Source organism: Azohydromonas lata NBRC 102462 (assembly GCF_001571085.1).
GTDB lineage: Bacteria > Pseudomonadota > Gammaproteobacteria > Burkholderiales > Burkholderiaceae_C > Azohydromonas > Azohydromonas lata.
In genome coordinates this window covers 20,237-28,869 of record NZ_BCTC01000084.1, presented here as the reverse complement: position 1 = coordinate 28,869, position 8,633 = coordinate 20,237, and the positions used below count along the sequence as shown (strand labels likewise).

The 8,633-nt window shown below is 70.2% G+C and carries 8 protein-coding genes; 4 read left to right on the top strand and 4 right to left on the bottom strand.

The features are described from left to right. From ALA01S_RS22795 to ALA01S_RS34070, 4 genes are all read left to right on the top strand, one after another. On the top strand, positions 1 to 755 hold a 755-nt coding region (locus ALA01S_RS22795; protein ID WP_084267834.1), incomplete at its 5' end, for an ABC transporter permease. A gap of 38 nt (positions 756 to 793) precedes the next feature. Beyond that, a complete protein-coding gene (locus tag ALA01S_RS22790) occupies positions 794 to 1,288 on the top strand; it encodes a nucleoside deaminase (RefSeq protein WP_066341404.1) in 495 nt (164 codons plus the stop codon). A gap of 96 nt (positions 1,289 to 1,384) precedes the next feature. Then, complete coding sequence (locus ALA01S_RS22785) at positions 1,385 to 2,206, top strand: urease accessory protein UreD (RefSeq protein WP_066341414.1); 822 nt, start codon at positions 1,385 to 1,387, stop codon at positions 2,204 to 2,206. A gap of 225 nt (positions 2,207 to 2,431) precedes the next feature. Next, positions 2,432 to 3,823 (top strand): sensor domain-containing protein, encoded by a 1,392-nt coding sequence (locus ALA01S_RS34070; protein ID WP_066341403.1) that lies wholly within the window; start codon positions 2,432 to 2,434, stop codon positions 3,821 to 3,823. Between the two features lie 316 nt (positions 3,824 to 4,139). On the opposite strand, the gene urtE is transcribed toward ALA01S_RS34070, so the two are convergent. Genes urtE through urtB form a run of 4 tightly spaced genes read right to left on the bottom strand, consistent with a single transcriptional unit; the run spans position 4,140 to position 8,419 of the window. After that, positions 4,140 to 4,832, bottom strand: coding sequence for an urea ABC transporter ATP-binding subunit UrtE (urtE, locus tag ALA01S_RS22775; protein WP_066341413.1), 693 nt, complete (start codon positions 4,830 to 4,832; stop codon positions 4,140 to 4,142). A gap of 4 nt (positions 4,833 to 4,836) precedes the next feature. Beyond that, the gene (gene urtD / locus ALA01S_RS22770; protein ID WP_066341402.1) at positions 4,837 to 5,718 is read right to left on the bottom strand and encodes an urea ABC transporter ATP-binding protein UrtD; all 882 of its coding nucleotides are present in this window, start codon (positions 5,716 to 5,718) and stop codon (positions 4,837 to 4,839) included. After that, the gene (urtC, locus tag ALA01S_RS22765) at positions 5,715 to 6,839 is read right to left on the bottom strand and encodes an urea ABC transporter permease subunit UrtC (RefSeq protein ID WP_066341400.1); all 1,125 of its coding nucleotides are present in this window, start codon (positions 6,837 to 6,839) and stop codon (positions 5,715 to 5,717) included. Before urtC ends, urtD begins: the two co-directional genes overlap by 4 nt. Beyond that, positions 6,836 to 8,419, bottom strand: a complete 1,584-nt coding sequence (urtB, locus tag ALA01S_RS22760; protein ID WP_066341398.1) for an urea ABC transporter permease subunit UrtB — start codon at positions 8,417 to 8,419, stop codon at positions 6,836 to 6,838. Before urtB ends, urtC begins: the two co-directional genes overlap by 4 nt. Positions 8,420 to 8,633 lie beyond the last annotated feature (214 nt).

Genomic DNA, 8,633 nt, shown 5'->3' with positions numbered 1-8,633 from the left:
ACAAGAAACTCGAAGCCGCCGCGCCCTGGCTGCTGCTCCTCGCCACCGTGCTGCTGTGGCAGGGCCTGTGCATGGCCCTGGACGTCAGCGAGTTCGTCTTCCCCAGCCCCGCGCGCATTGCCGAGCAGGCCTGGGAGCACCACGCGGCCATCCTCGCCCACGCCTGGCGCACTTTCTGGGTGACGATGGTGGGCTTTGCCATCGCCATCGTGGTGGGCGTGCTGTTGGGCGCGCTCATGGGCAGCTCGCGCCTGGCCTACAACGCCATGTACCCGCTGATGACGGGCTTCAACGCGCTGCCCAAGGCGGCCTTCGTGCCCATCCTGGTCGTGTGGTTCGGCATTGGCGTTGGGCCGGCGGTGCTCACGGCTTTCCTGATCAGCTTCTTCCCGATCATGGTGAACATCGCCACCGGGCTGGCGACGCTGGAGCCGGAGCTCGAAGACGTGCTGCGCGTGCTGGGCGCGCGGCGCAGCGACGTGCTGCTCAAGGTCGGCCTGCCGCGCTCGCTGCCCTACTTCTACGGCTCGTTGAAGGTGGCCATCACGCTGGCTTTCGTGGGCACGACGGTGAGCGAGATGACGGCCGCCAACGAAGGCATCGGCTACCTGCTGGTGTCGGCCGGCAGCTCCATGCAGATGGGCCTGGCCTTCGCCGGGCTGCTGGCCGTGGGCGTCATGGCCATGGCCATGTACGAGCTGTTCGCGGTGGTGGAAAAGCGCACCACGGCCTGGGCGCACCGCGGCCAGGGCTGATGCCTGAAGGCGGTGTGCGCCCTGCGCAGAATCGGGCCATGACGCACGCCGCTTCCACCCTCGCCCCCGACCTCGCGCTGCACCTCCTGCGCCGCGCCAACGACATCGCCCGCCACGCCCTGGCCCGCGGCCACCATCCTTTTGGCGCGCTGCTGGCAGGGCCGGATGGCGAGGTGCTCATGGAGCAGGGCAACGTGGACAGCGTGAACCACGCCGAGGCCGTGCTGGCGCGCGAGGCGGCCGAGCGCTTCGACCCCGGCTTCCTCTGGCGCTGCACCCTGGTCACCACCGTCGAGCCTTGCGCCATGTGCGCGGGCACGCAGTACTGGGCCCACATCGGCGGCCTGCTCTACGGCATGAGCGAACGCGAGCTGCTGGCGCTCACCGGCGCCCACCCCGAGAACCCCACGCTGGACCTGCCCTGCCGCGAGGTCTTCAGCCGCGGCCAGAAGCCCATCGCCGTCACCGGGCCGGTGGCGCAGATGCGCGAGGACATCGCGGCCCTGCACCGCGACTTCTGGCGCACGCGCTGAGCGCGCCGCCCCGCGGGGGCGGCCCGTGCGTCTGAGACACTTGCGCCTTTCCTTGACGTCCCCGACGCCGGCCCGCCGCGGCCGATGTCCCGCCGCATGGCTTGGCACGCAGAACTCTCCATCCGCTATTTCCGCGACAACGAGCGCACCACCGCGCTGGACCGCCACCAGGGCCCGCTGCGCGTGCTGCAGCGGCTCTACCCCGAAGGCCCGCGCACCTGCCACCACGTGCTGGTGCACCCGCCCGGCGGCGTGGCCGGCGGCGACGAGCTGCACCTGAGCCTGCAGCTCGAACCCGGCACCCACGCCCTGCTCACCACGCCCGGCGCCACGCGCTTCTACCGCAGCGCGGGCGAGACGGCGCTGCAGTCGGTCAAGGCCACGCTGCAGGGCGACGCGCGGCTGGAGTGGCTGCCGCTGGAAGCCATCGCCCACGACGCCTGCCGCGCCGAGAACCACCTGCGCTTCGAGCTGCAGGACCAGGCGCAGATGATGGGCTGCGACGTCATCGCCCTGGGCCTGCCCGCCGCGGGCGACCCGTGGCGCCGCGGCAGCTTCCTGCAGCACCTGGAGCTGCCCGGCGTGTGGCTGGAGCGCGGCCACCTGGACGCCGCCGACACCCGGCTGCTGGACAGCCCGCTGGGCTGGGCCGGGCAGCGCGTGCTGGCCACGCTGTGGTTCGCCTCGGCGCAGCCGCTGCCCGCCGCGCTGCGCGAAGCGCTGCTCGAAGCCGGCCGCGCGCTGTGCGAGGGCGAACCCCGCGCCGGCGTCACCAGCGCCTCGCCGCGCGTGGTCGTCCTGCGCATGCTGGCCGCGCGCGTGGAGCCCGCGCAGCGGCTGCTGCAGCAGGTGTGGATGCGCTGGCGCGAGAGCGCCTGGCAACTGCCGCCCTGCCCGCCGCGCGTGTGGCGTACCTGAGGCCGCCGCGGGCCCGGCCCAGCCCGTCCCCGCGCGAAGGCAACAGAGTTTTTACTGGCGCAACAAATCACCGGACCGTGCTGGATAGAGTTTTGATGTCCAGGCACCACCTTGCACCGCGGCACCGGCCACCGGCATGGCGCGGCCAGGCGCAGGACGGCGGGACGGGGCGAGTGCGGCTCGGCAGCCGGCTCACCCGTGATCAAAACGGCTGTATTTCGGTTTATGTCCAAGCTTGATCGTCGCCCGGTCTCGGAACCGGCTTACGGCACCACGCGTCGCCGCCCTGCGGCCACGGCGCCTGGGCGGCTGCGGCGGGGCCCGCGTGCCGACGCCGCGGGCAGGCTGCGGCAAAGCGAAGCGGCCCTGCGGGACAGCGAGCAGCGCTTCCGGCAGATGTTCGAGAAGAACCGCTCGGTCAAGCTGATCATCGACCCGGCCACCGGCCGCATCGAGGACGCCAACCAGGCCGCCTGCGACTTCTACGGCTACACCCGCGCGCAACTGCTGGCGCTGCGCATCTGCGACATCAACACCCTGCCGCCGGCGGAAGTCTCGCGGGAAATGGCGCAGGCCCGCGCCGAGCAGCGGCTGTACTTCAACTTCCGCCACCGGCTGGCCAGCGGCGAGGTCCGCGACGTCGAGGTCTACAGCGGGCCGCTGAGCACGCCGCAGGGCCAGCGGCTGTACTCCATCGTCCACGACGTGACGGCGCGCAAGGAATCCGAAGCCGAGCTCAGCAAGTTCCAGTTGTTCAGCGAGCACGCCAGCGACGCGCACATCCTGCTGGACCAGAACTCGCGCATCCGCTACGCCAACCGCCGCGCCTGCGAGCGGCTGGGCTACGGGCGCGAAGAAATCCTGCAGCTCGGCATCCCGGACATCGACCCGAACTACGACCACGCCATGGTCCAGGCCCACTTCCAGTGCTGCATAGAACGCCGCATGCCGCCGTTCGAGACCGTGCACCGCACAAAGGGCGGCGAGGAGTTTCCGGTGGAGGTGTCTTCCACCGCGCTCCAGTTGCGCGGCGAGTGGTTTGCCTTCACCGCGTGCCGCGACATCACCGAGCGCAAGGCCGCCGAGGCGCAATTCAAGTTCCTGGCCCATTACGACGCGCTGACGCGGCTGCCCAACCGCGTGCTGTTGTCGGACCGCATGGCCCTGACCTTTGCCCAGGCGCGGCGCAGCGGCCAGCAGGTGGCCGTGTGCTACCTGGACCTGGACGGTTTCAAGGCCATCAACGACGAGCTGGGCCACGACGCGGGCGACGCCGTGCTCGTGGAGGTGGCGCAGCGGCTGCAGCGCAGCGTGCGCGCGGGCGACACGCTGGCGCGCTTGGGCGGCGACGAATTCGTGCTGCTGCTGCAGGGGCTGGATGGCGGCCCGGCCTGCGCCGCGCTGCTGCAGCGCGTGCTGGAGGCCATCGCCGCGCCCCTGCACGTCGCGGGCTGCGAGCGCTGCATCTCGGCCAGCCTGGGCTTCACGCTGTTCCCGGAGGATGACGGCGAGCCCGATGCGCTGCTGCGCCATGCCGACCAGGCCATGTACCGCGCCAAGCAGGCGGGCAAAAACCGCTTCTTCAGCTTCGCCGACCTCGCGTTGCCCAGGCGCTGAGCCCTTGCTGAGCCGGTGCGGGCCGGCGTGGCACGCCCGCGAAGGCGGACACCCACACAAGCTGCTGAACTGTTACCTTGAACCGGTGGGTCCCCGGACCTTCTTGAGGACCGGTTTCCAATTGACGGAAGGCGCGTGGATGCCCGCCTTCGCGGGCGAGGCCCCTCAAAAAGCAAGCCCCGTTCCAGCATGGCCGCACCGCAGGGGTGCATCGATGCCCCCGCAACGGCGGTGGGAACGTCATCGCCTCAAGCACCGATGCGAAAACGCCCGCTTTCGCACCACGGGCGGACGTGGAAAAGCCCGCGCCGGCGGCTCAGATCGCCACGAGGTTGCGCACCCCGTTGGCTTCCATGTCGCGCCCCGCGCCGCGGGCGACCACCTCGCCGCGCTCCATCACCAGGTACTGGTCGGCCAGCTCGGCGGCGAAGTCGTAGTACTGCTCCACCAGCAGGATGGCCATGTCGCCGCGCTCGGCCAGGCGGCGGATCACCCGGCCGATGTCCTTGATGATGCTGGGCTGGATGCCTTCGGTCGGCTCGTCCAGGATCAGCAGCTTCGGCCCCCCCGCCAGCGCCCGCGCGATGGCCAGTTGCTGCTGCTGGCCGCCCGACAAGTCGCCGCCGCGGCGGGAGAGCATCTGCTTGAGCACGGGGAAGAGCTCGAACAGCTCGGCCGGAACCGGCGTGCCGCCGGGCAGCTTGGCCAGGCCCATGCGCAGGTTCTCTTCCACCGTGAGGCGGCCGAAGATCTCCCGGCCCTGCGGCACGTAGCCCATGCCGGCGCGCACGCGCTCGTAGGGCGCGGCGCGCGAGACGTCCTGCCCTTCCAGCTTCACGCTGCCGCTCTTGATGGGCACCACGCCCATCAGGCTCTTGAGCAGCGTCGTCTTGCCCACGCCGTTGCGGCCCAGGATGACCGTCACCTCGCCGCGCCGCGCCTCGAAGGCCACGTTGCGCAGGATGTGCGAGCCGCCATAGAACTGGTTCAGGCCCTCGACCTGCAGCATCACTTCAGCGCCCAAGGTACACCTCCACCACGCGATCGTCGTTCTGCACCTGCGACAGCAGCCCCTCGGCCAGCACGTGGCCCTCGTGCAGCACCGTCACCTTGCGGTGGCCCTGCGTGAGCTGGTCCACGAACTTCATGTCGTGCTCCACCACCATCAGCGAGTGCTCGCCGGCCAGCGACAGGAACAGCTCCGCCGTGCGCTCGGTCTCCTCGTCCGTCATGCCGGCCACGGGCTCGTCCAGCAGCAGCAGCTTGGGGTCCTGCATCAGCAGCATGCCGATCTCCAGCCACTGCTTCTGGCCGTGCGACAAGAGGCCGGCCAGGCGCTGCGCGGAAGGCTTCAGGTGGATGCGCTCCAGCATGGCGCCTATGCGGTCGAGCTGCTCGCCCGTGAGGCGCGAGAACAGGCTGGCGCGCACGCGGCGGTCGGCCTTCAGGGCCAGCTCCAGGTTCTCGAAGACGCTGAGCTCCTCGTACACCGTGGGCTTCTGGAACTTGCGGCCTATGCCGATCTGGGCGATCTCGTTCTCGCGCAGGCGCAGCAGGTCGATGTTGGAGCCGAAGTGCACCTTGCCCTGGTCCGGCGCGGTCTTGCCGGTGATGACGTCCATCATGGTCGTCTTGCCCGCGCCGTTGGGTCCGATGATGCAGCGCAGCTCGCCCACGCCGATGGTGAGGCTCAGCGCGTTGAGGGCCTTGAAGCCGTCGAAGCTGACGGTCACGTCCTCCACGTACAGCGCCACGCCCTGCGCGAAGTCGGCCACGCCCTGGGCCATGGGCCGGCCGAAGCCGCCTTCCCAGGCCGAGCCGCCGCCGACGGCGGCGAGCTTCTGCTGGTGCGCGGCCAGGGCGCGCGCGCCTTCATCCATCAGGTCCGGCGTCATGCCCGCTCCTCCTTCTTGAACCGGCGCAGCAGGCCGACGATGCCCTGCGGCATGAACAGCGTCACCGCGATGAACAGCGCGCCCAGGAAGTACAGCCAGTATTCGGGAAAGGCCTGCGTGAACCAGCTCTTGGCGCCGTTGACGAAGAACGCACCGACGATGGGCCCCACCAGCGTGGCGCGCCCGCCGACGGCCGCCCACACGGCGATCTCGATGGAGGCGGCCGGCGACATCTCGCCCGGGTTGATGATGCCGACCTGCGGCACGTACAGCGCCCCGGCCACCGCGCACATCACGGCCGACACCGTCCAGATCGCCAGCTTGTAGGCCAGCGGGTCGTAGCCCGTGAAGCGCACGCGGTTCTCGGCGTCGCGGATGGCCTGCAGCACGCGGCCGAAGCGGCTGTGCACCAGGGCGCGGGCCATCAGGTAGAAGCCGATGAGCGTCAGGCCCGTCATCACGAACAGCACCATGCGGGTCGAGGGCTGCGCCAGCGGCACGCCCACGATGCGCTTGAAATCGGTAAAGCCGTTGTTGCCGCCGAAACCCGTCTCGTTGCGGAAGAACAGCAGCATGGCCGCGTAGGTCAGGGCCTGCGTGATGATGGAGAAGTACACGCCCTTGATGCGCGAGCGGAAGGCGAAGTAGCCGAACACCCAGGACAGCAGCCCCGGCACGGCCAGCACCAGGACGAGCTGCAGCACCAGCGAATCGCTCCACAGCCAGTGCCAGGGCAGCTCCTTCCAGTCCAGGAACACCATGAAGTCCGGCAGGTCGCTCTTGTAGTTGCCGTCGTGGCCGATCTGGCGCATGAGGTACATGCCCATGCCGTAGCCGCCCAGGGCGAAAAAGAGGCCGTGGCCCAGGGACAGGATGCCCGTGTAGCCCCAGATCAGGTCCATGGCCAGCGCGCAGATGGCGTAGCACATGATTTTGCCCACCAGCGCCACCAGGTGGTCCGGCAGGTGCAGCGGGTGCGTGGCCGGCAGCATGAGGTTGAGCGACGGCACGATCACCAGCACCGCCATCAGCGCCGCGCCCACGCCGGCCCAGCCGCGCGTGCCCAGCAGCAGGCCGCGCCGCGGCGTCAGGCCCAGCGGCGATTGCAGTACCGCACTCATGCTTCCCTCCCCTTCAGGGCGAACAGGCCCTGCGGACGTTTCTGTATGAACACCACGATGAACACCAGCACCATGATCTTGGCCAGCACCGCGCCGGCCCAGCCTTCAAGCAGCTTGTTGAGCAGCCCAAGCCCCAGGGCGGCCCACACCGTGCCCGCGAGCTGGCCCACGCCGCCCAGCACCACGACCATGAAGCTGTCCACGATGTAGCTCTGGCCCAGGTCGGGGCCGACGTTGCCCACCTGGCTGAGCGCGCAACCGGCCAGGCCCGCCAGGCCCGCGCCCAGCGCGAAGGCCCAGGTGTCGATGCGGGCGGTGTGGATGCCCACGCAGGCGGCCATGCGGCGGTTTTGCGTGACGCCGCGGACGAACAGGCCCAGCCGCGTCTTGGAAATCAGCAGCGCCACCCCGGCCAGCACCAGGCCGGCGAACACGATGATGGCCAGCCGGTTGTAGGGCAGCGTCAGGTTGCTCGCCAGCGCCAGGCCGCCGGACAGCCACGCCGGGTTTTCCACCGGCACGTTCTGCGCGCCGAACAGCGAGCGCACGCCCTGCATCAGCACCAGGCTGATGCCCCAGGTGGCCAGCAGCGTCTCCAGCGGGCGGCCGTAGAGCCAGCGGATCACCAGCCGCTCCAGCACCGCGCCCACCAGCCCCGCGGCCAGGAAGGAGGCCGGAATGGCCACCAGCACGTAGTAGTCGAAGAAGTTGGGCAGCCAGGCGCGGAAGGCGTTCTGCACCACGTAGGTGGCGTAGGCGCCGATCATGATCAGCTCGCCGTGGGCCATGTTGATCACGCCCATGAGGCCGTAGGTGATCGCCAGGCCCAGGGCCGCCAGCAGCAGGATGGAGCCCAGGCTGAAGCCGGTGACCAGCACGCCCGCGCGCTCGCCCCAGGCCAGGCGCGACTCCACCTTGGTGATGGCCGAGGCGATGACGGTGCGCAGCTCGGGGTCGGTTTCCGCCTCCAGGCGCTGCAGCAGCAGCGCGCGCACGGCGGGCTCGCCGCTGCCGGCAAGTTGTTGGGCCGCTTCCAGGCGCTTGTTGCGGTCCGGCGAAGCCACCAGCACGTAGGCGCGCAGTTGGCCCAGGCGCTCCTTGAGCGCGGCGTCGGTCTCGGCGGCGTAGGCCTTGTCGATGAGCGGGAGCTTGGAATCGTCCACCTCGTCGGCCAGCGCCTTGATGGCGGCGGCGCGGGCGTCGCGCTCGGGGGAGAACAGGTTCAGGGCGGCCAGGGCCGCCTGCAGCTCGCGCCGCATGCGGTTGTTGTTGGTGACGTCCTGCGCATCGCCGGGGAGCTGCGCGGCGGCGCCGGTGGCGGCGTCCACGGCGGAGCCGTCCTTCCTGACGATGAAGACGCGGTCGGCGGAAACGCGCACCGCGTCGTCCAGCAGGGCCTGCACGTAAGCGGCCAGCGTCGCGTCGCCGTTTTGCGCCACGGCCTCGATGAGGGCTTGTGCGCGCGTGTCGTTGTCGCCGTCGGCGATGGCGCGCGCCTGGGGCTGCGTCAGCGCCTGGGCCGAGAAGGCCAGCAGCGCCGTGAGCAGCGCGAGCAGGCCGCGCAGGAACGAGGTTTTCACAACCACCCTCTGCTTTCTTTGATGACGCGCTCGCGGCGTCGTTGCGTGTCGCGGTCAGCCCGCAGGCTGGATGCGTGGAAAACCGTCATGCCCGCGAAAGCGGGCATCCACGCACTCTGTGCGGCCGGCACGGTGTCGGCCGTTGAACGACGGGCGGCATCCTGGTCATCGTGGATGCCCGCTTTCGCGGGCATGACGAAGTGGGGTGCGAAGC

What these genes read in the sequence shown, in the direction of transcription:
- ALA01S_RS22790 (WP_066341404.1), top strand. Translation starts at nt 794, where the DNA reads ATGACGCACGCCGCTTCCACCCTCGCCCCCGACCTCGCGCTGCACCTC.
- ALA01S_RS22785 (WP_066341414.1), top strand. Translation starts at nt 1,385, where the DNA reads ATGGCTTGGCACGCAGAACTCTCCATCCGCTATTTCCGCGACAACGAG.
- ALA01S_RS34070 (WP_066341403.1), top strand. Translation starts at nt 2,432, where the DNA reads ATGTCCAAGCTTGATCGTCGCCCGGTCTCGGAACCGGCTTACGGCACC.
- urtE (WP_066341413.1), bottom strand. Translation starts at nt 4,832, where the DNA reads ATGCTGCAGGTCGAGGGCCTGAACCAGTTCTATGGCGGCTCGCACATC.
- urtD (WP_066341402.1), bottom strand. Translation starts at nt 5,718, where the DNA reads ATGACGCCGGACCTGATGGATGAAGGCGCGCGCGCCCTGGCCGCGCAC.
- urtC (WP_066341400.1), bottom strand. Translation starts at nt 6,839, where the DNA reads ATGAGTGCGGTACTGCAATCGCCGCTGGGCCTGACGCCGCGGCGCGGC.